We start from the raw sequence: 23591 nt of genomic DNA, 5'->3' as shown, positions 1-23591 counted from the left end.
AGCAACTATTCATAAGAAGTTCACATGCCTCTTTTACAATAGTTTTACAGCCTACACATCATGATCAGATGGCAGGCTACACACAAGGAGGCAATTCAGATGAAGACATGGACATTCCTTTTAGGAACCACGCTGACGATCGCTCTGTTAGCGGGATGCAGTACAAATAGTGAAACGTCATCAACAGCAGAGCCAACAACCAATAGAGCAGATGCTTCTGCAACAGAGACATCTACCAATACGTCATCTTCTTCGGGAGATAGCACAGCAACAGCACAAGCAAGTGCTGATCTACTGGGCAAAATCAAATCTATTGACGGTAATACGATTACCATATACAAGTCTACAATAGATCCTTCTCAGATGGGGCAAGGTGGAGACAAAGGTATGAATGCTCCACCAGAAGGACAACCCGGTGATGGAGGTGCTTCCCCAGCAGATGGCGGACAATCCCCTCCAGCTACGCCAGACGGAGAGTCTGCTCAAGCACCCGTCAATGAAGGTTCACAAGCTCCAGCCTCTTCTGAACAAGCGAGCACGGGTGGAAAAGATATGTTCTCGGACGAGACCGTTACGATTACAGTATCCGACAGTACAAGGTTCTCTACAATGACGATGGAGAATAATGAAATGACGACAACGACCAAAGCCCTTTCCGATCTCAAAGCAGATGATGTCATCAACGTTTGGTTAAATACAGAAGATTCTTCAGTAGCCGATCAGATTCAACTATTTATTGGTATGGGCGGTATGCATAGTGGTCAGATGAAAGGTGATATTTCGAGTCAAGATACTTCCTCAGATACAACATCTACAGATCATTCATAATACAGCAAAAAAGAGTGAACACGATGGTTCACTCTTTTTGCTATACAACTAAATCTAGATCATTATTTTTATGTTATGAAGACGATTCTTGGGTAGCTAATGGAGCAGAAGCATTTGCCGGTGGAGTCGGTGGTGTACTTCCATCTACAGGTGGAGCTGGTGGTGTAGGAGGCGTACTTCCATCTGCTGGTACAGGTGGAGCTGGCGGAGTGCTTCCGTCTTTAGGTGCAGGAGGTGTCGGTGGAGTTCCGCCATTTGCTGGTGGTTGCGGAGCTTCATGAATTTCAATTTTAGTCGCTTGTTTACTTGTGTCGGATGCAAGTGTCACAGCGATATGATCTCCAACATTAAGAGCCGATAAGGAGATGGTTGTTTCCACATGTCCTTTTTCTGGACTGTGCGAAGTTTTCACAATATCGGTACCACTGTATACATTGATTGTAACGCTTGTGCCTTCTGGCAAAGGTCCTTGTGGTTTGCTATACGTATCTTTACTAACGGATGAGCGACTAGAAGATTTCGTATTTTTAGAACCCGATTTATAGTTCGCTTTGCGATCAGTTGCAGGTAGTGGTGGTTTTTCAGGTGCAGTGATCGTAATTTGATTGCCATTGATTGATTTAATTTCACCGATAACATCGGCGCGTTCTCCTTTAAGTCCTGGACCACCTAGTTTACCTGGTGCAGGTGGAGCGGGAAGGACTGGAGTGGTTCCATCTGGTAGTGTAGGTGCATCTGCAAGTACCTGACGTTGTTGAGATTGTACTGATGTAGATTGTTCAGAAGAAGATGCTGCAAATGCCGATGGGGCTGCTACAGCACCTGCAATGAGAGCTGCTGAAAAAGCGACGTTAGATAATACTTTAAGTGTCTTCATAAAGAAACCTCCTTTGGATTGGAAGGACATTTCAAAAGGCACGTCCTATAAACGGAAGTATAGAGAGCGATTGTGAACTCAATGTGAACTAAAAATGAATGAAACCTTAAAAAGTAAGATATTCCACATTATTGTCTAAACAAGAGTAAATCAAAGAAAAAAGGCAGAAAACCGCTGACTTCAACGGTTCACTGCCTGCTTGTTTCAACAAGAGACTCTTTACATTTTGTGGGAAAATAGAGATGAAAAATATTTTAAATGAATCAATATATCGATTATTTGCTAGTAGTAGCAGGCATAACTTCAATTTTGGTGGCTTTGGTAGTACCAGAAGCGAGTGTAACGAAAATAATATCACCTGCTTTAAGACTCGATAATGCTTTTTTCGTTGGAGTGGCTTTGGTGCTACCCGCAGAACGTGTCACACTTACGATACTTGTAGCACTACTTACAGTCACACTTGTCGTTGTTGTGCTAAACGTCTGAGCAGGTGGAGTAGTACCTGTTCCTGCTGTTGGAGCGGAACCTGTAGGCGGCGCGGCTGGAGCTGTTCCACTTGGAGGAGCTTCTCCTGCTACTGGAGCTTTTGATCCTGCTGTTCCTGTGGGAATATCCGGTTGAGTGGAGGATTTGTACAATGTAATTTTGCTACCGCTGATTGATTTTATTTTACCGATCAATACATTGTTCATGGCTTTGGCATCTTTGGTAGCAGTCGTGGTCGATGGGGTCGTTGTAGCGGCATGAGTTGGTGCTCCTATAGATATCGATCCCACCAATAAAGCTGCGGACAAAGCGACACTCGAAAGTACTTTTAATGTTTTCATACAATAGATTCCTCCTAAAGTGAATGAGCATTAGATAAACGATTCAGACGATATCTTATGGCTCTTCACGTAGTATAAAAGGAGAATATGAACTGCAAATGAACATTCACTTTAAGAACACAAAAAAGCCAGTTTCTCGCTTCCTCTTCATAAAGAAAAAGCAGACAACTGGCTTTTGGATATCATATTAAGTATGAATCAATCGGTTTGAAACATTGTTGATTCACGAGAATACAAGCTTTTGGTTCCAGATTGTAAGTTACGCACGCGAACAGCTTCGTTCGTATAAGCTTCTACATAACCACGTCCAATTTCACAATATACGCCAGTAGGATCTTCCTGCCATACTGTAATAAGACTGCCAGACAGTCCAGCGGTGAAAAAGTCCATATCTTCAGTAAGTGTGTGTTTCTTGTTCGATTTCATGGGGGTTCCCCTTCCTATATTTAAAACTGCCTATAGCCGACAGATGACTTCCGCTAACGATTATACTCTAAGATGCACTCATAAGGCGATGGTTTTTTACGAAAAGACAGAAAAAAATCGGGAAGTGATATATTCCCGATTTGTATTTGTTAAAATACCAAACGTATGATCGCAATAATAGCTAAATGTGCGGGATAAAAAGAACGCCATATCCAGCGTGGAGGTGAATAAAGCTTTGTTTTTGGATACAAATTTAGATGAATAGCAATTAAAGCCGTAGCCAGCACACTAAATACCTGAATATCTGAAAACCCTCCAAACAGGACAAAAACAACAGTGAGTGCCAAATGAGCGACAATCACCCAATACCCGGTCGTGTAACGAAATACCAATACAAGCAGAACGCCGTACATCCCATAATCCATATGTAGCTGATCTGCCAACCAACCTACAATAAGAATTAGAAGAAGCGAAACCGGAAAATATTTCAGGGATAGTTTATCAATTACAATCATTAAAAGCAAGGAAATAAATAATGTACAGACCACATTTAAATTAGTAATATCAAAAGCGTACATAAAAGGAAGTTGTGATAAAGCTGCAATTAGAAGTAACCTAATCGTATATTTGCGTACATTTCGTGTACGTTGATAACCGAGTACTAGAAAATAACAATAGATCGGAAAAGCTATTCTACCAATAACACGCAAATACCGTTCATCGGGAAAGAAAGCATACCCCAAATGATCGGTTAGCATCGTGATCATCGCTAACCACTGCACAGGCATACCTCCTTTAATTTACTTCATCAGACTAAAGTTAAATATCGTTTGTACAATCAATGAAATAATCAGTAGTCCAAAAATAGAAAAGCCGATTCCTGCTCCTTTACGACTTTCTTTGAAAAATTTGCGACTCAATGCAAATACAAGTCCAGCAATGGCTAATAATACGAGCACGATAATAATACGAAGAAAAATAAACACACCAACACTCACGAAGGGCACCTCCTGCAAATTTTAAATAATCTTATGTTTACTATACGACATATTGAGGGGTGTAATCCAAGTAAAAGGTGAACATTTCGCAAAACCACAAAAAAATGCTCTTTTCCCCATGGATTCTTGATCCAGTGAAGAAAAGAGCAGGGATAAAACAGAACTACATTTTCATATTACTACTGTGTCCTGGAGACAATTTCGCATCAGGATCTACATAGACTTTAGCATTGTTAATAGCGGTAGGCGCTTCACCAAAACCGACAGCGATCAATTTGAGCTTACCAGGGTAAGTCGTGATATCGCCAGCAGCGAAGATGCCTTCTACATTGGTCTCCATACGAGAATCGACCACGATAGAGTTACTATTGATCTCAATGCCCCATTCAGCGATCGGACCCAATGAAGAGATAAAGCCAAAGTTGACGATAACATCATCGACTTCGATTTCTTGTGTTTCTTTGGTTTTTACATGAGAAAGAGTAACACGTTCAATCGTATCTTCACCGTGTAGTTCAGTAATTTCTGTAGGTGTAATGATTTTGACGCCAGAAGCATTCAAGTTTTCTACACTGTGTTCGTGGGCACGGAATTTGTCACGGCGATGGATCAAGTATACTTCAGCAGCGATCGGTTCGATCATCAATGCCCAGTCAACTGCGGAGTCGCCTCCACCACTGATCAATACTTTTTTACCTGCAAAACGGCTCAAGTCGCTGACAAAGTAGTGTAGATTTGTTTTCTCAAAATGACTTGCGTTCGGTAAATCAAGACGGCGAGGTTCAAATGCGCCTACGCCTGCTGTAATAATCACTGCTTTACTTTCGTGTGTACCTTTATCAGTAGTCACTACAAAATGACGATCTGCTTTCTTTTCTACATTAAGTACTTTTTCTTCCAAACGAATATCAGAATCAAAATGATTCATTTGTTGTTGTAAGTTGTTTACCAGCTCTTGCGCTGTAATTTTCGGGAATCCAGCTACATCATAAATATATTTTTCAGGATAAAGGGCAGCTAATTGTCCGCCTAGTTGAGGCATACTTTCGATTAGTTTTACTGACGCTTGACGCATACCGCCATAAAAAGCAGCAAACATCCCGGCAGGCCCTCCACCAATAATAATAATATCGCTTAGTTCGTTGTTTGTTGTAGATGACACTTCACAAGCACCTCCGTAAATTAGTTCGATCTCACCCAATTATATATCATAAAGAGAATATTTTTAAAACGACAATTCTCAAAACAGCTCATATCCTTTTTATTGGAACGCGCAAAGTAAACAAAAAATATCTTTCGTATGCACAAAAATATATAAAAAGATAGATAAAAAATTAAATTTACTCTTGATATTTCAAAGAAAAATAGATATCATTTCAGTTGGGCTAATGATGTTTTGTGACGAAAATAAAACATTTTTTTCAGAAAACATAAATTTTTTTGAACATATCCGCTAGAAAGAGTACAATATAATGTGACATATCCTATTGCACTTTTATAGGTGAATATAATCATTTGTCTACTGTTGTGTATATTTTCACAATTTTATGAAGGTATACGGAGCAATCATGGTTATATATGGGTATTAACTATTTTAACTGATTTTATCGTTTCAGTGCAAAGTCTATTATTAATGATCTTTACCAAGTATTAATGTAGGCGATGTACTTCAATGAAATACATTCTAAGTGAATCATTGGAAGGGGAAAATGAATATGAGTAGCATTCCTAAAATTGTTATTTTGGGTGCAGGTTATGCAGGTATTCTTGCTGCACAACGTTTGCAAAAAGATCTAAATTATAATGAGGCTGACGTAACTTTGGTTAACCGCCATGACTATCATTACTTTACAACACACTTGCACATGCCAGCAGCAGGTACAGACAAATTGGATAACGCGCGTGAGCAAATTTCCAAATTGGTGGATGAGTTCAAAATTGATGTTGTAAAATCAAACGTACAAGAAATCATCCCACAAGAGAAAAAAGTTATTTTGGAAGACGGAACTTTGTCTTATGATCACTTGATCATTTGCCTAGGTGGCGAACCAGAAACTTTCGGTATCCCGGGTATGCTTGAAAATGCGATGACTATTCGCAGTATCAACTCTGTACGTAAAATCCGTGATCACATTGAAGCTCAATTTACAGCTTACAAAGTAGATAAAAAACCAGAGCGTTTGACTTTCGTAGTCGGTGGCGCAGGTTTCACAGGTATCGAATTTATCGGTGAATTGGCTGATCGTCTACAAGAATTGTGCAGAACTCATGGCATTAGCCGTTCTGAAGTTAAATTGTACAATGTAGAAGCAGCTCCAACAGCATTGCCAGGTTTCGATCCTGAATTGGTTGAATATGCTATGAAAGTTCTACAAAACAAAGGCGTAACATTCAAAATTGGTGTTGCGATCAAAGAATGTCTAACTGACGGTGTTATCGTTGGTGAAAATTCTGAAAAAATCCATGCAAACACTGTCGTATGGACAGGTGGTATCCGTGGTAACCGTCTAGTAGAACAAGCTGGATTCGAAGCAATGCGCGGACGCGTTAAAATTGACGAATACTTGCGTGCACCAGGACACGAAAATGTATACATCATTGGCGATAGCTCATTGATGTTCAATGAAGAAGGTCGTCCTTACCCACCAACAGCTCAAATTTCGATGCAACAAGGTGTACTTTGTGCACAAAACATCGTAGCAGCTATTCGTGGACAACAACCTAAGAAATTTGTATTCAGTAACAAAGGTACTGTAGCATCGCTTGGTAAAGGCGAAGCAGTAGGTGTTGTTGGAGATCGCAAACTTAAAGGTTTTGTAGCAGCTCAATTGAAAAAAGTAATCGATATCCGTTACTTGTTTATCATTGGCGGCGTATCGCTTGTTATGAAAAAAGGAAAATTCTTATAAGATGCGTCATTGTAGCGTTCAGGTACGTGGGCTTCTTACGCGTGAAGAGCTGGATCGGTATAATGGATTAATAGAAGTAGGTGGATTTTTGGAAGAGCAGGGTCGCTATGACCTTGCTTATCCTGTTCAAAAAGAAATCGATATTCTAATCTTACCAGCGATCGAACGTTTGAAAGACAAAAGCCGTGCACGAGATCGTGATGATCAGGAATATATGGCATCATTAGAACGTGATCAGGATTTGTCTGAAGAAGTCTGATTTGAAATGCTAACTAAAAAGCGAGGTTCCTCAACAGGAACCTCGCTTTTTTTGTTTTTTTATCTAACTTATTGATTTGAAGTTGGTGCTGAAGAAGATGGAGTAGAATCGCTCTCAATTTTGAATTGTCCCACTTCTTTTAATAAGTGATTCGCACTTTCAGACAGATTTTTGGATGCAGTAGAGATACTTGCAATCGATTGAGTCTGTTCGATAGTGGATGAAGCAGCTTCTTCGGTAGCAGCTGCACTTTCTTCGGATACCGCAGCAAGCCCTGTAATAACATCGGATACTTGATTTGCGCTTGATTTGAGAGAAGTCACACCATCAGATACATGACCAATTTGAGAAATAATATCGTCTACAGAATAACGAATGTGTTCAAATGAATCTTTCGTTTCATTTACCGATTGTTGTTGTTGAACGGTAGTATCACGGAATGAAGAAAGTTCCAACGAGCTTTGTTTACCTGCTTCATTTAACTGAATCAATAGCGCATCAATATCCGAAGCCGAGTGAGAAGCTTGTTCTGCTAGCTTACGCACTTCACTTGCAACAACCGCAAATCCTGCTCCATGTTCACCTGCACGTGCCGCTTCAATCGCTGCATTGAGGGATAATAGATTAGTCTGGTTACTGATTTCACGGATAACATTCGTGATTTGTGCGATTTCGTCTAATTTTTTCAATAGAATGGTGTTCGATGCTTCTACCCGTTGTGTCGATTCTTGTCCTGCTTGAGCAAGTGCAGTCTGTTGTGAAATCGCTTGTGTTCCCCGTTGCATTGCTTCGTTCACTTGTGTGATCATATGAGCCGCTTGATCAGCACTTGCAGCTACTTTTTCAAGGGATCCGGTCATATCCATAACCATCTCAGCGCCTGATTGGATCGATTCTGCTTGATCTCCTGCTCCACGAGCAATTTCTTCAATAACGGTAGAAATTTGTCCGGCGATATCCCCCGAGTTAGAAGCATTATTGTACATTTCATCAGAAGCTTTGTTCACGCTTACCGCAGATTGCGCAACGGTCTGAATTAAGTTACGAAGAGCGGCAGACATGGTATTAAAAGCAGTTCCTAACTGTGCAATTTCGTCTTTACCTTTAATTGCTACGACAACTGTCAAATCACCTTCAGCCAACTGCTGTGCACTTTTCTTAAGCAAGATAATAGGTTTAACCATCCGAACCGCTACCCAGAAAGCAAGTAAAGCAAATAATAAAGTAAGGGCGATAATCACGATTGTGTATTGATTGCGTAATTGAGTATATTCAGCAAAAGCTAATTTTTTGGAAGTGGATGAAGCAACAACCCAATTGATTCCTGGAATTTTTTCATAATATAGTAATTGAGGATCACCTTGATAAGTATATTCAACACTACCTGAATTTTGACTAAGTAATGTATTGGCGATACCGCTATAATCCGGTTGATCTTTCAATTGCTTGTTTACAAATGATTCATCGGGATGAGACATTACATTACCATTAGGATCGATCAAAAATGTGAAGCCGTTATTTGTTTTGAGTGTATTGATATAACTGGTGATTGTAGATAACAAGATATCTTCCGCAATAACACCAGCAAAGTTACCTTGAGGATCTTTCAGAGGAGCGCCAATAAATATAGCTTTGTACGTTTTGGTACCGGCATCTTCATAAGGAGCACTGATAAATAGTTTGTTAGCTTTTTTGGTTTCTTGATACCATGGTCTTGTTCTAGCATCGTAACCTTCAGGAGCTACCCAATCGCTACCATCTAGAAAAGTACCATCTTCTAACGAGAAATAAATATCAGAGATTGTTTTGGCATTGCTTTCATCTTTAAAGACTTGTAGATGTTTTAATGTAATTTGATCTAAAGGAACAGTAGTATTAATCACAGAAGCTAATGTTTCGACTACTTTACTATTGGTATTAATCCAACCATTGATCTGGGTTACCCCTTGAGTTACTGTTTTCTTTACATCTGCATCTACAGATTGAGTTGCTTGTTTTTTGATGATATACAGTGCAGACCAGCCCACAGGAACAGCAATAAGAATCGCAGTGGCTATAACAAGCAAAATCAATTTTACCTTTAAAGTCATACATACTCCTCTTTTCTCTACGTATATAAAAATAATGAACGAATATGAATACCGTCTAGTTGCTTGTTATTTATATCGTCATTCCAACTGCATTTAGTTATCTTTTCCGACAAATTTCTGCCCATATTTGCTATTTTTGTCACATAAATGATTCTTTGTACCTAATAATTAATGATTCAATTTTAAAATGGATAAAAATGGTGGTAAAGTAAAGAGTGCATGAATTTACATATAATAAAAGAGCCAAGTTCATTAATAGAACTTGGCTCTTGATTGAACACTATATTTACTTGTTATGGATTGGAGAAGAAGTAGAGGATGAGTCATCGGTTTCGATTTTGAATTGTCCAATTTCTTGTAATAGATGATTAGCACTTTCAGATAAGTGTTTGGATGAAGTAGAGATACTTGCAATCGACTGAGTCTGATCCAAAGTAGAAGAAGCTGCTTGTTCTGTAGAAGCTGCACTTTGCTCCGATACAGCTGCAAGCCCTGTAATGACATCAGATACTTGATTAGCACTATATTTAAGCGTCGTAACCCCTTCAGACACATGACCTATACGAGCAATAATCCCATCGACCGATTGGCGAATATGTTCAAATGAATATTTAGTTTCATCGACAGACTGTTGCTGTTGAGTCGTTGTAGTACGGAATGAAGACAATTCTAATGAACTTTGTTTGCCTGCTTCATTTAACTGAATCAATAGGTTATCGATATCCGAAGCCGAGTGAGAAGCTTGTTCTGCTAGCTTGCGGACTTCGCTTGCCACAACAGCGAACCCTTTGCCATGTTCCCCTGCACGAGCTGCTTCAATCGCTGCATTCAGAGAAAGTAGATTCGTTTGGCTACTGATCGCCCGAATGACATTTGTGATCTGAGCAATTTCATCTAATTTCTGAATTAAGATACTATTGGAATGTTCGACACGCTCGGTTGAAGCTTGTCCTGCTTGTGAAAGCATCGTCTGTTGCGCTATCGCTTGCGTGCCTCGATCCATCGCTTCATTGACTTCTTTAATCATATGAGCCGCTTGATCAGCACTTGCCGCTACCGTTTCCAGTGAATCGGTCATCGTCATAACCATTTCAGCACCGGATTGAATCGATTCAGCTTGCTCAACAGCACCCCGAGCAATTTCTTCAATAACGGTAGAAATTTGTCCGGCAATATCGCCTGAATTTGAAGCATTATTATACATTTCATGAGAAGCAGTATTAACTCCATGAGCCGATTGCGACACCGTTTGAATCAAATGACGAAGCGCTGTAGACATTGTATTAAACGCAATAGCGAGTTCTGCAACTTCATCTTTTCCTTTGACTGGAACATGTACAGTAAGATCGCCTTCTGCTAATTGTTGAGCACTTTTTTTCAGTCCAATAATCGGTTTGACGATTCGAACTGCTACCCAGAATGCAAAGGCTACAAATAATAAGGTCAATGCAATAATAGCAATCGTATATTGATTTCGTAATTGTGTATATTCAGCAAAAGCTAATTGTTTGGAGGTAGAAGAAGCAACGATCCAGTTGGTACCCGGAATTTTACTGTAATACAATAATTGAGGCTCGCCTTTATAATTGTATTCGGTACTGCCTGACGGTTGACTGATTAATGTATCGGCAATAGCACTATAGTCGGCTTGTTCTTTAAGAGGTTTATTGATAAAAGTAGCATCAGGATGAGACATTACATTACCATGTTGATCGAGTAAAAACGCAAATCCACCACTGACTTTAATATTGTTAATATAATCGGTAATCGTTGAAAGTAAAATATCTTCAGATAATACGCCAGCAAATGTACCTTGATTGTTGGTTAAAGGAACAGCAATCGAAATGGCATAACCATCGGTAGTGGCATCAAGGTAAGGGTCACTAATAGACAAGGCATTGGTTTCTTTGGCTTTTTGATACCATGGACGTTGTCTTGCATCATAACCAGCGTCAGGAATCCATTCACTTCCATCTAGGAAAGTGCCATCTTCCAGTCCAAAATAGACATCAGATATACTCCCTGCATTAGAAGGGTCTTGATAGACTTGCAGATGCTTTAAAGTGATCTGATTGATAGGAACCGTTTTGTTGATTACAGAACCCAAAGTTTCGATCACTTTGCTATTGGTATTGATCCAACCATTCACCTGAGTAACTGCTTGGGATACTGTATTTTGAAGCGTAGCATTGATAGATTTGGTGGATTCATTTTTGATAATATACAGTGCTGACCATCCAATCGGAACAGCGATTAGAATCGCAGTAGCCATTACTAACAAGATCAATTTTACTTTTAACGTCATAAGTATCCCTCTTTTCTATACGTATATAAAATGACTTTCTTGGATAAATTTGATTTGTAATTGTTCCTTATATCGTCAGTTGATCTGCATTTATGTATATTTTTCGACACGAAAATCTTCGATTAAGGATTTTATTATTTATTTTTTAAGCCTTGAGCACTAATAAATAGGTATATATTCTAAAAATGCTCAAATAAAAAACCTTTTTACTATCCATAAAGATAGCAAAAAGGTTTTTTAATTCTACATATATTTATTTTGTGATGCAGACTAAATTATTTTAAAGTTTGAGCATTTCTTCGAATTTAGCGGTGTCTAGCATACTACCGACATAGAAAGAACCAAATTCTCCAAAACGAGCACTTGCTTCATCAAAGCGCATTTCGTATACTAGTTTTTTGAATTGAAGTGCATCGTCAGCGAATAAAGTTACGCCCCATTCCCAATCATCCAATCCAACAGAACCCGTAATGATTTGCTTCACTTTACCTGCATAACTACGTCCGATCAATCCATGACTACGGATCATTTCACGACGCTCATCCATCGGAAGCATATACCAGTTGTCTCCTAGATTACGCGTTTTGTTCATCGGATAGAAACAGATATAACGAGAATCAGGTAGAGCTGGCTTCAAGCGAGCCAGAATATGTGGATTCTCCATCGGATCGCCTTCCACATGACTAGCCATATAGCTGCTAAGTTCTACGATACTTACATATGAATAAGATTTCTTCGTAAAACTAGCGAAAGTGGTTTTGTTAAATTCATTTTCTATCGCATTTAAATCTTCTAACGTTTCACGTAGATGCATCATCATAAAGTCAGCTTTTTGTCCAACAACAGTATAAATAACCGTACTCCCACTGCCATCGTTGCTGACAGCTTGCCAATCATGAATCAATGCATTTAACTCGTCGATTGCACCGGCACGTTCTTCATCATCTGCTGCTTTCCAAGCATGCCAATCAATAGTGCGAAAATCATGTAATGCATACCAGCCTTCAAGCGTTGCTACTGCTTCATTCATAAAATCACTCCTATATATTAGTGGAATCCGTTTTTAGGTCATATCGTGCTTACACATCTTGATCTATTGTAACCGAAGGAGTCGATACAGAGCAATTGACTTCACAGTCTGTTCATGGTTACTTCATCATTATGTTTATTTCAATCGATCATTGTATAAAATATATTCATTTCTAGCGTAATGGCGCAAAAGGATGATTGTTATGGAGATCGAGGGTGTTTATGTTCCAAATTCACCTTTCTTTTCAGCATTGAAATTTCAAGATTTGTGTTAGAATAGAATTCCGCATGCACAGGAGCAAAAAGAGAGGGGGCGGATCATGCGCATTAAGAATCTACTTCATTTTACTGAAAATCATCGATATTGCGTATACCGCGAATTCGGTATAGGTGCGCTGGATGAACGGATGCTCAGTCTGGTTTATCAACCGTTAACAGGGGCTTTTGCGATTAGTGTGTATCGATTATTGTGTGAACATGTCGAAGCACAGCAAGTCGGTTATTCGCCTATAGAACAACAGCGTCGTTTATTTTTAACTTTAGGGCTTGAACCGGGGGAACATGGACGTAAATTTTTGGTTGAACAGACTTCTTTATTAGAAGCTGTAGGCTTATTACAGACCAATCGAGTATACTTTCCCGATCAGGATGATTATATATATGAATATGAATTACAACAGCCGCTATCACCAAGTGAGTTTTTCCGCACACAACATTTAACATTGTTATTACGGGACAAAATCGGCAAATTCGCTGTGTTGTCTTTACGGGAACGCTTTTTAGCCAAAGAGCCTGATGGCTGGGGTGATAGTACAGTTCAGAAAGAAAATATTTCACAACCGTTTTATGATATTTTTGAATTAAATACGCATGTGATCGATTATGAATTAGAACAGGCGTTAACTGAAGTGAGTGCACAACAGCGTAGCAGTCAGCCGAAGCTAAGTGAAGATGATCTGATTAACTATGCAGATATTATTCGTTATTTCCCGCGCGGTTCTCGTAACCGTATATATGTAGAAAAATTACGCTTTCTTCCAGAGCAGATGAATGTACTGAGTTATATTGCTTATAAATATCGTTTGGATATTCAAGATATTTGCCGGATGTTAGATGAAGATGGTGTTTTTGATGCCAAAGGTGAGCTGGCTGAAGATGAGATTCAGCGCCGTGCTAATCTGCAATTCCGTCAAGGGAAAAAGCGTCAAGAAGAACGCCAGATTCACGAAGCTAAAGTGATCTCATTACGAGAAGAGAAAAAAGAAGAATCGCAAGATTTACCTGTAGAATATGCAGTCGAAATGGAGTATTATCTGGAAGTACCGCGTCAATTTACAAGCAAATGCGATATTCATCAATATAATACAATTTTACGCAATGAACCATATACGCGCGTTCTGGAAATGTTCTATCCCGGTAGCGTGCCTAACAGTGTGAATGATATATTCGAACATGTCGATATTAATTATAAATTGTCTGAAGAAGTGGTCAATGTACTGATCCATTATTTATTGGCAATCAAAATGTCTCAACCCGGGGAACGCTTAAGTAGTAAATTTGTCGATTGGGTCGTGACGAATATGCTTAATCAACAAGTCGATACGTATGAAAAAGCGGTTCGTTATGTAAGAGAACAGAATAAGCTAGATCTCAAAATCAGTGATCAAGCGAAATCACAAGCCAAAGGTGGAACCGCTGGCGGTAATAAACGTACCAATACACGAACATACAATCGAGCGCCTAATGCCAAACCGGAGATTCCGATTGTCAAAAGTGCACGTGAAGGTTCAAGTATCGTGTCTGATGAAGAAATTGCAGAAGCGATGCGGTTAGCTGAACAAATGCAATCCGGACAAGATCGTGTCCAAAAGACCAATAGCTGAGTGAATGTAAAAGGAAGGGGCAAACTGCCATGGAATCCCTCGGTGATCTGTTACGGCAGATGAAAAGTCCGCGCTTTCGGGAAGAGTCACAAAAGATTGCCGCGCGTCTACTCAGTGATCCGCTTGTGCTAGAACTAAGAGCAGAGCATCCAGAGCTTACCGATCAGGAACTCATGACGAACCTTAGTAAGCTGTATCAATATGTAGGCGACCGTGGTCATTGTGATAACTGCCCGGGATTGGATAACTGTCCCAATGATTTTCAAGGACATTACACCAAATTAAGTGTAGAGCCTTCAGAGTCGGGACCCAAGTTATACGATCGCAAAACACCTTGTCATAAACAATTGACAAGACAACATGAGCAACAGGTCAAACAGCGTATTCATAGTTTCTATATTGATGAACGCGCGCTGAATGAAGGGTATAATCCCAAAGAAATTGTAGCTAAAGATTCGAATCGTGTACCTGCTGTGGTACAGATTTTTCAATATATTAGTGAAACCAAGCAAAATGGATTATCGCCACAAGGCTTATATTTAGAAGGTGGATTTGGAACAGGTAAAACATTTTTGGCTTCGTATCTGTTACATGAATTAGCCAAAGTAGGTCATACCGGTGTCATTGTGTATATGCCTGACTTTGTAGAAGACTTGAAGTCAATGTTCCAGGATAATAATCGGATGAAAGAAACGATGGATATTATGAAGCATACCGATCTGTTGATTTTTGATGATATTGGAGCTGAAAATCTAAGTTCATGGGTACGGGATCATGTATTGGGTTCGATTCTGAATTATCGAATGAATCGCAAACCTACTTTTTACACGTCTAATTATTCATTAGCTGATCTGCAAAAGCATTTGAGTTTTACGAATAAAGATGGTGAAGAGTTCTACAAAGGGGAACGTTTGATGAACCGAATTAGTCCTTTTGTAAAAGTGATTCGGGTTGAAGGTGAAAACAAACGGGGCGGAATGAGCAATAGCTAGTATGCTGTTTCGTTATTTATGATACAATACTTACTAATTGAAAGATAATTATGAATAAATCGTAACATCTGTTTCGGAATGACCAATGTTGTGTTATAATAAAAGAGTCAGCAATGACAATACTTGTTTAATGTTTAAATAATATTAATTCAAAATAAAAGTTACTCAAGGAGGATATTTCACATGGCTATCGTTAATGTATCTGATCAATCTTTCACAAACGAAGTTGAAGGACAAGGAACAGTATTGGTGGATTTCTGGGCACCATGGTGTGGACCTTGTAAAATGCTTGCTCCAATCTTGGACGAGTTATCTACAGAAGTAGGCGACAGTGTTAAAATCGCTAAAGTAAACGTAGATGAAAACCCTGAAACAGCTTCACGTTTTGGTGTTATGAGTATTCCTACAATGATCTTCTTCAAAGACGGTCAACCTGTAGATAAAGTAGTAGGTTTGAATTCGAAAGATGCTCTTAAATCTATTCTTGCAAAACACCAATAATTAGTAATTCCATATACACGTAAATCCTGCCGATTTACTCATCAAGAGTCTTTATCATAAGTCATATGAATTACCAATAGACATAAGTGAGTGTATACGACTAGCTTATGTAAAACCTCCGGTCATGCACCGGGGGTTTTTTAGTTGTATAATTAGGGTACATTTGTTCTATATCGTTAGAAAGGAGAGATTTATGGACTCTCATATGGATCTTATTCAAGAGCAAGAACAAGCGATGATCAATATTCGTAACAAACTAGCATTGTTGCCCGATCTGTCGGGTTGTTATTTGATGAAAAACCGTGAAGGTACAATTATTTATGTAGGAAAAGCGAAAGTACTCAAAAATCGAGTTCGCTCTTATTTTACAGGAAGTCACGATGGTAAAACGCAACGTCTTGTTGCTGATATTCGTGATTTTGAATATATTGTGACTGGAAGCAATATGGAAGCACTTATTTTAGAATGTAATCTGATCAAAACGCATCAGCCTAAATACAATGTACTGCTCAAAGATGATAAAACTTTTCCATATATCAAAATTACCAATGAGGCGCATCCACGTCTGGAAGTCACGCGACGTATTTTAAAAGATAAAGCCAAATATTTTGGACCGTATCCTAATGCGTTTGCAGCACAACAGACCAAAAAATTGTTAGACCGTATGTATCCGTTGCGTAAATGCAAAGTGATGCCTAAAGAAGTCTGCTTGTATTATCATATGGGGCAATGTCTGGCACCTTGTGAGTTCGAAGTGCCTCAACAATCCTATGATGAGATTAAGCAAGAAATCAGCAAGTTTTTGAGTGGTGGTCATGAAGAGATCAAAAAAGAGTTGCAACGTAAAATGGAAGAAGCCGCTGAAGATTTGTATTTTGAGCGTGCTAAAGAATTGCGTGATCAGATCATTAATATCGACGCTCTGATGGAAAAACAAAAAATCACCATGGCAGATGCTAAAGATCGTGATGTATTTGGTTTTGCTGTCGATAAAGGCTGGATGTGTGTACAGATTCTGTATATGCGTCAAGGTAAAATGATTGAACGTCATGCTTCTGTGTTCCCTTTTTATGGAGAGCCGTATAATGACTTTATGTCTTATGTGACTCAGTATTATAGCGAAAATCCAGCGATGCCACAGGAGATTATGTTGCCTGTTGAAGAAGTGATTGTGGATGAAGAAAATGATGTTCAGGATGAAGCTGTAGATCATGCAGAACAAGCAGGATTGGATGATAGCGAGCAAGCGACCTCAGAAGTAATGAGTGACCGTGTAGCAGAAGAAGGAACCGCTTATGCTGTTCACACGACAGAACAGTCTGTAGAGCAAGCAGAAGCTGCTAATGCTTCTGAAGCAGCACTTGCTAATGAACAACAGGATGCACAAGCAGAAAGTGGCGAACAAGCTGATCCTTCAAGCAGTGCAGCCGCTCTCCAACAATGGCTAGGGGTTAAAGTATTGATCCCTCGTCGTGGACTCAAAAAGCAGATGACAACGATGGCACAAGATAATGCTAGAGTGTCTCTGGACGAAAAATTCCGCTTAATTGAACGTGATGAAGAACGTACGTCCAAAGCCGCAGGTAATCTAGGACAAGCGATTGGTCTAGAAAGTTTGGAACGTATTGAAGCATTCGATAACTCGAATATTCAAGGAACCAATCCGGTATCTGCGATGGTTGTATTTATAGATGGTAAGCCTGCTCGTAAAGAATACCGTAAATACAAAGTACGTACCGTTGAAGGTTCAGATGATTACGGAACCATGCGTGAAGTGATTCGCCGTCGCTACGAACGTGTGGTAAAAGAAAATCTACCGATGCCTGATCTAATCGTTGTCGATGGTGGTAAAGGACAAATTTCAGCGGCAACCGATGTATTAGAAAATGAGCTAGGTCTATTTATTCCAGTCTGCGGATTGGTCAAAGATTCTAAGCACCGTACCTCTCAATTGATGGTGGGCGATCCAGCAGAACCAGTGAACTTAGCAAGAGATAGTCAAGAATTTTATCTATTGCAACGGATTCAAGATGAAGTCCATCGTTTTGCCATTACATTCCACCGTGAACAACGGGGCAAGTCGATGATTACTTCGCAATTAGACAGTATCCCAGGAATCGGAGACAAACGTCGTAAGCTGTTACTGAAGCACTTTGGTTCACTCAAAAAAATCAGAGAAGCCAGTGTAGACGATTTCCGCCAGTTGGGTATTGGAGACAAATTAGCGAAGCAGATTTTGGATGCTTTAAAAGAAGAATAAATGTACCAATAATATCAATACAATGATTATAATAGCTCCCTACAATCAACAAAATATAGATAAAAAAAGAGTAGCCTAATGGCTACTCTTTTGGTTTATTTTCCTGTTCAGACGGTGGCACTGGATTAGAATACTGTTGAAATTGCTGCGGATGATCTGGATACTGCTGCTGTCCTTGTGTAGGATCATAATACACTTGAGGGATAGGTGCGGGCGGTACATAAGGTGGATAAGCATTTTCGACACCTTTATTTTTGGTAAAAGTATAGATGATAACAGCCACAATAGCAGGTAACACAATATAGAATGCACCGAGCAAGATATTGACGATTCCACCCATACTAATCAGACTGAGCGACATCAATATACTATCAAATATAACGTGTGCAAATACGGCTGCAATAAAACCATATCGTAAGAAGATAAAGCTAAACAATAAACCGATAAATAATAACTCGATCGGACGTGAATATATTGGATAGATTGGATATAACGTATGTCCAAGCGCCCAGATCATCGTCGTGATAAAGCAAGCTACAAATGTATTGCGTAACAGTTTCTTCAACATGCCGATTCCGAATAGACGGTAAACTGCTTCTTCGCCAATCCCTGCCATCCATGCTAATAATGGGAATAAGGCTGGATAGATCATATTATAAGGCGAACTCGTATCATCTGTAGCAGAATAGACACCTAGCGCATTTTCTAAGATTAAATAAATAATGGATTGTACACCTAGTAAAATAAGTGCATACAAGTAACCTACAGCTACGCTATGCAATACATATTTACCATAACCGATTTCTTTGGAACGTGGCCAGATATTGATTCCTCGTTCTCTCCATAATCCATCTCCACCTACAAAAGAGAAGTAGAGTAAAACTGCCATCAATATATTTAATATTAATTGTAGACCGATAATCACATAAGAAACGATCTTGTTGGATTCACCTAAAGTAATATCTACTAAAATAGGCCACATATTCACAACGCTAAATATAGAAATTGCACAATAGATTACACTTAGCACAATACCCCGTTTAAATGAAGTATGTCTGCGTTTGAGTGCGCCGAATACAATCGCGAGTACACCGAGTACAAGAGTGAACAATCCATAACCCAAAGCTGTTAACCAGCCAGCTAAAGCGGTCTGTTCTTTTACATAAGCTGTATACGTATCCGGTGGAGTTAATACCGGTTGGAAGGAACGAATTTGTCCATATTCATAGGTGAACTTGAGTTGTAATTGACTATCACCTAATTTGCCATCTGCGGCAGTGTACAGTAAATCTTGCTCGTTACCTTTAGTCTGTAATGTTAATTGTCCTGCATCAAATCCTAGTGCTTTTAAAATAGGTTGTGCTTGTTCTTGCTTTTCAGCCAGTGTAACGGATTCGTCTTTTTCCGTAGTTGCCGTAGGATCTAGACTGAACGGTTGTGATGCTCCTGTCTGGTTGTCATACATAGAAAAAGCAACCACTTTACCGGTATTCATATGTACATCAATATCAAGTGCATCTCCAGTACCCACATCTGGATAATGAACACGGAATACATCATAAGGAGCTACTTTTTCTAACTTCTTCATATACGTCTGTGTTAATTTTTCTTTGGCTACATAACCGCTTAATTCAGCATTCGTATGATACGTTACTGAAGGGGCGGGAAGATCGGGTAATACCAATGTGTCACTAGCAAACGCTTTGGCGCTTTCGATCGCTTTTTCCTGACTGATGATATTCACTTGTTGCACTTCTAACGTATCTGAAGCAGTGGAAGGGAATACTTGTAAAAGCAAAAATAATACCAGTCCGACAGCAGCGAGTACACTGAGAATTTTGTAATTCGGTTTGAGCTGTACGGGTTGTCCGGTGGGGTTCATGAATGTCCTCCTTCAATTTTAAAAATACCTAGTTAGCATAGAGAAAGATATTTTGGTGTACACAAATTCTTTATACTTAAGCTATTCGCATGTATACTACTAAATGCTAGTGTAACGTAATCTTTTTTTGATTGCAAAACGCTATAGCCGTCTGTCTTCAGAGCCACTATAATCAGAAGCAGTGAACAGATTGGAATAAGTCATATTTAGAGAATAGAGAGGTTGAATAGATTTTGAAAAATGTTTTTGCAATAAAAGTTTGGACACCACCTCGTATTCTCGCTTTAGGCTATGCTATCTGTATTTTATTAGGAACGTTTTTATTGATGTTACCTGTTGCGCATCAAGGTGGAGAAGGGTTGAGTTTTTTAAATGCCTTTTTTACAGCGACTTCAGCGACTTGTGTAACAGGTCTAGTCGTTGTGGATACAGGCACTTTTTTCTCGACCTTTGGTCAAGTGGTAATTATGTGTCTGATTCAAATTGGTGGACTCGGATTTATGACGATTGCTACATTATTTGCTTTGGTGTTTCGAAGACGTATTTCTTTACGAGAACGTCTGGTGTTGCAAGAAGCCATGAATCAAGGAGATATGGAAGGTATTGTTCGTTTAATAAAAAAAGTGATTTATTATTCATTTGCTATTGAATTGATTGCTGCATTTTTATTTACGCTACGCTTAATGGCAGATTTTCCTCTTGGACAAGCTATGTATTATGGTGCTTTTCATGCCGTATCGTTATTTAATAATGCAGGTTTTGATTTGTTCGGTCATTACAGTAGCTTTACCCGATATGTATCCGATCCAGCATTCAATATCATATCTATGGCTTTGATCGTATTGGGCGGACTCGGATTTGTTGTATTGTCTGATCTGATTGAATATCGCAAACATCGTAAATTATCAATACACTCTAAAGCTGTATTGTGGATGACTTCTATTCTGCTTGTTGGAGGGTTTATACTGGTTTTCATATTTGAATTTACGAACCTAAAAACGATTGGAAGCTTGAGTTGGGATGGTAAGATATGGGGTTCATTATTTCAATCGGTCACCACAAGAACAGCAGGCGCGAATACGCTGGATCTAACTCAATTAAGACAAGCTACTTTATTCCTGACGATTATTCTGATGTTTATTGGAGGTTCGCCGGGTTCAACAGCCGGTGGTGTCAAAACAACAACGATTCTACTGATTGTTGGAGCAGTCATCAGTATGGTCAAAGGAAAAGAAGATGTGGTTCTATTTTATTTTCGAATCAACAAAGATCGGATCTATAAAGCATTAACGATTACAGTGTTTTCATTATCGTTAGTGATTGTGGCTACGATGGTTCTTACGATGACAGAAGCGACTGACTTTATGAGTGTTTTATTTGAAGCCACTTCTGCCTTCGGTACGGTTGGACTGTCTCTTGGATTAACTCCCAATCTAAGTACGACTGGTAAATTAGTGATCTGTTTATTGATGTTTGCTGGACGGGTAGGCATGATTACACTGGTCTGGGCACTCGCTCCCAAACAAGACAAAGAACTATATCGCTATCCTGAAGGTAAGATTATGATTGGTTAAAAGGGCATATTTATTCATCTAAACGAATAGGATCATTTATCGTTTCAAATTGTTCTTTGGTATCAATAATCCATTGTCTGGCTGCTGAGCCTAGATCAGAACTTTCACTATAAAGGAGACAGGTGGTGCGGCGTGTCTGCTCTAGTTCAGGAATATGAAGAGAGACCAGCTCGTTCCCTGATAACAACTGTTTCCCAACATAGGATTTGGGCAATAATGCAGCAGCCATACAAATAGGCAATAAACGTACAATCGCTTCAAAAGAATCAATTTCCATACGCAAGTCGGGCATCACTGTATACCGATGAAATACATCATCTATTAATTTACGGTACCATGTGCCTTTTGAGAAAATAATCATAGCCAAACCTTGTAAATCCTGCATTGTAGTCTCTTGATGATCTGCAAGCGGGTGATTGCTCGGGACGACTAATTCAAGATGATCATCAAATAAAGGCACGCAAGTAAGACCCGATTCATGGATCGAGGACGCTACAATACCGACGTCTACTTTTTTATCACGGACGGCATTTACAATTTCATGCGTTTTGCCGGTAATCAATTTGAGCTCTGCATAAGGGTGTTTACGAGTAAAGCTACTAACAAGTGGTGGCAACGTCGTCTGTAAGGTCGTCAGACTGGCGCCAAAGGTCACTGTGGTCTGATCTTCAGACTTATAGCGGTTAAGGCTCTGCAAGAACTTGAGGTTCTGCTGACGCTGTTCTAATGCAAATGTATAGGTTAATCGTCCAATTGAAGTTAATTCAAGCCGCTTTCCATTACGATTGAACAATGAGACACCTAGATTTTCTTCTAATTTAGAAATTTTACGAGAAAGAGCAGGCTGAGATAAATTCAATAATTTGGAAGCCTGATTTAAGCTAGATTGTTCCACAACGACCGCAAATATATCAATATCTTCAAGCATCTGGAATTTCTCCTTTCCTCTTATGCGTTTTAGTTATAACAATTAATAATTATATTGCAATTCCATTATAAGTCAAAGTAGAGTAACATAAAAAGTGACACAAGTTGTTCACAGTCTTAGAGCATTGTGAACAGATTGTAAAGCTACGGAAGATGGGGACTTCCTACGCGGAGATTAACGAAGGTCCGAATATCTCTCGTTGATCCACGTCTGGGACAGCATTAACCAATGACTGTCACTATGAAAACGCTCTTATTATGAAAGGGGAACGTCATTCATGAAAGGGTTTTACGCCAGAAGGTTACACTCACTGCTAGGGGTCATTCCGCTCGGAGCTTTTTTTATTGAGCATATGATTACCAATTTTTCTGCATATGAAGGCGGAAAAGAATCCTTTGATAAAAGTGTGGCATTTTTGAATAACTTGCCACTTGTATTGGTTTTGGAAAGTTTATTCATCTTTTTACCACTGATTTATCATGGAGTATATGGTCTTTATATCGCTTATCAAGCGAAGCCAAACAATGCGAATTACGGTTACGAACGTAACTGGCGTTATACACTTCAACGGATTACAGGTGTAATCACGTTTGTGTATATTGTATGGCATGTATTTGAGACTCGTTTCCAAGTTGCACTCGGTAATGTCACTCATGAACAGCTCGGCGGAGTCATGTACAATATCGTGACCAACCCGGTAACCTTCGTTCTTTACACTATTGGTGTATTGGCAGCTTCGTTCCACTTTGCAAATGGTCTATGGTCTTTCCTTGTAAGTTGGGGAATTACAGTAGGACCGAGAGCACAACGTGTATCCTCATACGTGTGTATGACGCTTTTCGTTATTGTGTCAATTATGTTTATTCTATCTCTTGTTGCTTTCCGCAATATGGAGTTCGAAGATCCAACGGTTGCGCTACAAACGATTCGTCATTTTGTAGCATAAGCATATAGCAAGATCCGTGCGGCATTGTTCAATACAACAGTGGATGGCACAGCAGATGTCTCATTGATCAAAATGAT

20 protein-coding genes are annotated in these 23591 nt (G+C 39.3%); 9 read left to right on the top strand and 11 right to left on the bottom strand.

The annotated features are described in order from the left end of the window. The first annotated feature begins 99 nt into the window (after nucleotides 1–99). Nucleotides 100–828 (top strand): hypothetical protein, encoded by a 729-nt coding sequence (locus tag PO903_RS00870; protein ID WP_273592387.1) that lies wholly within the window; start codon nucleotides 100–102, stop codon nucleotides 826–828. 73 nt (nucleotides 829–901) lie between these two features. Here the strand turns inward: PO903_RS00870 and PO903_RS00865 are convergent, their stop codons facing one another. The 6 genes from PO903_RS00865 to PO903_RS00840 all read right to left on the bottom strand — a co-directional run bounded on the left by PO903_RS00865 (nucleotide 902) and on the right by PO903_RS00840 (nucleotide 5118). Further along, nucleotides 902–1705, bottom strand: coding sequence for a hypothetical protein (locus tag PO903_RS00865; RefSeq protein ID WP_273592386.1), 804 nt, complete (start codon nucleotides 1703–1705; stop codon nucleotides 902–904). 275 nt (nucleotides 1706–1980) lie between these two features. Further along, nucleotides 1981–2532 carry a hypothetical protein gene (locus tag PO903_RS00860; RefSeq protein ID WP_273592385.1) on the bottom strand — a complete coding sequence of 184 codons (552 nt, stop codon included), beginning with the start codon at nucleotides 2530–2532 and terminating at the stop codon, nucleotides 1981–1983. 198 nt (nucleotides 2533–2730) lie between these two features. Continuing rightward, on the bottom strand, nucleotides 2731–2958 hold the full coding sequence (locus tag PO903_RS00855; RefSeq protein WP_273592384.1) for a hypothetical protein: 228 nt from the start codon (nucleotides 2956–2958) through the stop codon (nucleotides 2731–2733). A gap of 149 nt (nucleotides 2959–3107) precedes the next feature. Beyond that, the gene (locus tag PO903_RS00850) at nucleotides 3108–3746 is read right to left on the bottom strand and encodes a TraX family protein (protein WP_241669374.1); all 639 of its coding nucleotides are present in this window, start codon (nucleotides 3744–3746) and stop codon (nucleotides 3108–3110) included. A gap of 12 nt (nucleotides 3747–3758) precedes the next feature. Next, on the bottom strand, nucleotides 3759–3956 hold the full coding sequence (locus PO903_RS00845; RefSeq protein ID WP_069326228.1) for a hypothetical protein: 198 nt from the start codon (nucleotides 3954–3956) through the stop codon (nucleotides 3759–3761). Nucleotides 3957–4119: 163 nt separating this feature from the next. Continuing rightward, nucleotides 4120–5118, bottom strand: a complete 999-nt coding sequence (locus PO903_RS00840; protein ID WP_069326229.1) for an NAD(P)/FAD-dependent oxidoreductase — start codon at nucleotides 5116–5118, stop codon at nucleotides 4120–4122. 553 nt (nucleotides 5119–5671) lie between these two features. Between PO903_RS00840 and PO903_RS00835 the strand changes: the two genes are divergently transcribed. Both PO903_RS00835 and PO903_RS00830 read left to right on the top strand, forming a co-directional pair. Beyond that, nucleotides 5672–6865 (top strand): NAD(P)/FAD-dependent oxidoreductase, encoded by a 1194-nt coding sequence (locus PO903_RS00835; protein WP_069326230.1) that lies wholly within the window; start codon nucleotides 5672–5674, stop codon nucleotides 6863–6865. A gap of 1 nt (nucleotide 6866) precedes the next feature. Beyond that, on the top strand, nucleotides 6867–7124 hold the full coding sequence (locus PO903_RS00830) for a hypothetical protein (protein WP_069326231.1): 258 nt from the start codon (nucleotides 6867–6869) through the stop codon (nucleotides 7122–7124). Nucleotides 7125–7192: 68 nt separating this feature from the next. On the opposite strand, the gene PO903_RS00825 is transcribed toward PO903_RS00830, so the two are convergent. The 3 genes from PO903_RS00825 to hemQ all read right to left on the bottom strand — a co-directional run bounded on the left by PO903_RS00825 (nucleotide 7193) and on the right by hemQ (nucleotide 12549). Next, entirely contained in the window at nucleotides 7193–9214 is a 2022-nt protein-coding gene (locus PO903_RS00825; RefSeq protein ID WP_069326232.1) for a methyl-accepting chemotaxis protein, read from the bottom strand. A 286-nt stretch (nucleotides 9215–9500) separates the two neighbouring features. After that, nucleotides 9501–11519, bottom strand: a complete 2019-nt coding sequence (locus PO903_RS00820) for a methyl-accepting chemotaxis protein (protein ID WP_273592383.1) — start codon at nucleotides 11517–11519, stop codon at nucleotides 9501–9503. A 280-nt stretch (nucleotides 11520–11799) separates the two neighbouring features. After that, on the bottom strand, nucleotides 11800–12549 hold the full coding sequence (hemQ, locus tag PO903_RS00815) for a hydrogen peroxide-dependent heme synthase (protein ID WP_069326234.1): 750 nt from the start codon (nucleotides 12547–12549) through the stop codon (nucleotides 11800–11802). 319 nt (nucleotides 12550–12868) lie between these two features. On the opposite strand from hemQ, the gene PO903_RS00810 reads away from it, so the two are divergent. From PO903_RS00810 to uvrC, 4 genes are all read left to right on the top strand, one after another. Next, the gene (locus PO903_RS00810; RefSeq protein ID WP_069326235.1) at nucleotides 12869–14431 is read left to right on the top strand and encodes a replication initiation and membrane attachment family protein; all 1563 of its coding nucleotides are present in this window, start codon (nucleotides 12869–12871) and stop codon (nucleotides 14429–14431) included. A gap of 29 nt (nucleotides 14432–14460) precedes the next feature. Continuing rightward, on the top strand, nucleotides 14461–15423 hold the full coding sequence (gene dnaI, locus PO903_RS00805) for a primosomal protein DnaI (RefSeq protein ID WP_069326236.1): 963 nt from the start codon (nucleotides 14461–14463) through the stop codon (nucleotides 15421–15423). Between the two features lie 174 nt (nucleotides 15424–15597). Next, nucleotides 15598–15924, top strand: a complete 327-nt coding sequence (trxA, locus tag PO903_RS00800) for a thioredoxin (RefSeq protein WP_465264549.1) — start codon at nucleotides 15598–15600, stop codon at nucleotides 15922–15924. A gap of 193 nt (nucleotides 15925–16117) precedes the next feature. After that, entirely contained in the window at nucleotides 16118–18184 is a 2067-nt protein-coding gene (uvrC, locus tag PO903_RS00795) for an excinuclease ABC subunit UvrC (RefSeq protein ID WP_069326238.1), read from the top strand. 82 nt (nucleotides 18185–18266) lie between these two features. Here uvrC and PO903_RS00790 read toward each other — a convergent pair whose 3' ends face one another. Beyond that, nucleotides 18267–20066 (bottom strand): CPBP family glutamic-type intramembrane protease, encoded by a 1800-nt coding sequence (locus PO903_RS00790; protein ID WP_273592382.1) that lies wholly within the window; start codon nucleotides 20064–20066, stop codon nucleotides 18267–18269. A gap of 233 nt (nucleotides 20067–20299) precedes the next feature. Between PO903_RS00790 and PO903_RS00785 the strand changes: the two genes are divergently transcribed. Next, nucleotides 20300–21640: a TrkH family potassium uptake protein gene (locus PO903_RS00785; RefSeq protein WP_273592381.1), complete on the top strand. Its 1341-nt coding sequence runs from the start codon at nucleotides 20300–20302 to the stop codon at nucleotides 21638–21640. Between the two features lie 10 nt (nucleotides 21641–21650). On the opposite strand, the gene PO903_RS00780 is transcribed toward PO903_RS00785, so the two are convergent. Beyond that, on the bottom strand, nucleotides 21651–22568 hold the full coding sequence (locus tag PO903_RS00780; protein ID WP_069326241.1) for a LysR family transcriptional regulator: 918 nt from the start codon (nucleotides 22566–22568) through the stop codon (nucleotides 21651–21653). Between the two features lie 277 nt (nucleotides 22569–22845). Between PO903_RS00780 and PO903_RS00775 the strand changes: the two genes are divergently transcribed. Next, entirely contained in the window at nucleotides 22846–23514 is a 669-nt protein-coding gene (locus PO903_RS00775) for a succinate dehydrogenase cytochrome b558 subunit (protein ID WP_069326242.1), read from the top strand. The last annotated feature ends 77 nt before the right edge of the window (nucleotides 23515–23591 follow it).

The organism is Paenibacillus sp. PK4536 (assembly GCF_028594455.2).
Lineage (GTDB): Bacteria > Bacillota > Bacilli > Paenibacillales > Paenibacillaceae > Saccharibacillus > Saccharibacillus nuruki.
This window is presented reverse-complemented; position numbering and strand designations above follow the sequence as displayed.